This is a genomic window from Campylobacter sp. P0103, assembly GCF_002139545.1.
GTDB lineage: Bacteria > Campylobacterota > Campylobacteria > Campylobacterales > Campylobacteraceae > Campylobacter > Campylobacter devanensis.
In genome coordinates, this window is the sequence record NZ_MJKG01000018.1 from 1 (window position 1) to 919 (window position 919).

Sequence of the window (919 nt, forward strand, 5' to 3'; positions counted from 1 at the left end):
TTTTTCTTCATTAGAATAAAAACTAAAATTATCTTTATTAATATTGTCTTTAATAAACCAAATCAAATCATATAAAATAGTTTGTTGGTTGTTTGACTTTAATGCACAATATAGATATTGTTCTACATCAGATATATCTATATTTTCAGAATTTTCCAAAATATATCTATATCTACAAGATGCTTCATAAAAGCACTCGTGCTCTAAGGCATCTTTAGCTTTTTGCCTTATTTGCTCTATTGTAATTTTTGATTCATATGGTTTATCAAGCTCTACTATTGCTTGATATATCCTCTCACAACACTTACCATCTCTAAAAGCAAATGTATTTTCTATATTTGATTTATATGGCTCACCTACTTGACAATTATTTTTTACTAAATTTTCTAACTCTATTAAAAACTCTTCTTGAGTAGTGACAACAGGGCCAAAACCATCTCTTTTATAATCAAAATATCCTTTAGTATAAGTATGACTATTAAAGAACTCTTCTTCATCAAATTGATAGTAGATTACTGGTTTTTTAAGATATCCCATTTCAAAGGCTACTGATGAATAATCTGTTATCATCATACTAGAGTTAGCAAATAGATCTTGCAAGCTTGCATCAGTATCTGCTATATCTACAAAATCAGGAATAGTAAAATCATTAAGATATGGCATTATATTTGGATGTGGATTAAAGATTATTTTATAATTATATTTTTCATATATATTTTTTAGCATGTTACTATTTAATACATCATTCCATTTTATATAATACTCGCTATCTTTAAATCCTTCTTTAAACTCTCTTTTAGATGAATTCTGAGTAACTCCTACCAAAGCCTTTCTCCATGTTGGCATAATAAGAATTTGCTTAGTGTTTGTTTTATTTTTCTCAAGTAGAGAGTCATGTCTAGCAAAGCCTGTTAAGACT

The 919-nt window shown here is 27.3% G+C and carries 1 protein-coding gene; it reads right to left on the reverse strand.

The annotated features are described in order from the left end of the window. A partial coding sequence (locus CIGNP103_RS08020) for a CDP-glycerol glycerophosphotransferase family protein (protein ID WP_180381814.1) occupies positions 1 to 919 on the reverse strand: 919 nt, incomplete at both ends.